This window comes from Mycobacterium sp. 050134 (genome assembly GCF_036409085.1).
Classification (GTDB): domain Bacteria; phylum Actinomycetota; class Actinomycetes; order Mycobacteriales; family Mycobacteriaceae; genus Mycobacterium.
Genome location: NZ_JAZGLV010000081.1, coordinates 1 through 424 on the forward strand (window position 1 = coordinate 1; position 424 = coordinate 424).

The 424-nt window shown below is 60.6% G+C and carries 1 protein-coding gene; it reads left to right on the forward strand.

The annotated features are described in order from the left end of the window. Positions 1-33 precede the first annotated feature (33 nt). On the forward strand, positions 34-424 hold a 391-nt coding region (locus SKC42_RS27490; RefSeq protein ID WP_330967377.1), incomplete at its 3' end, for a hypothetical protein.

Here is a 424-nt window from a genome sequence, read left to right on the forward strand (position 1 = left end):
CTGGGCCTTGCCGCAGTTAAGAATGGGCTTGTCATGGCGATGCTCGTTGCGCTGGCCCTGGAAGCCTGGGAGCGTTCCGCCAACGCCGCCACCGGCATCCTTGAACAGGGCATCGAGCTCGGTAATTTTGCTAAGGGCGCTGCGGGCGAAATTGCTTTTGACCGCGGGGGTGACGTGGTAGTGGCTGAAGAACTCTTAGGGTACGTGCGGAATGCAGCAGAGGCACGGCTTGTTCATCGTCACATAGTCAGGAGTACTAACGAGTTCAACACGGCGGACGGAGAGCGCAAATGGGCGAAACGCGGTCACAACGCGTTACGCCGCCAGGACGACGCCGTCAGGGCTGATGCTGCTGCGGCGGGGTGTATTTCGCGGTGGTTTCAGGTTGTGGCTTGTCTTGCTGGGTTGGGTGCTGCTTCGGGGC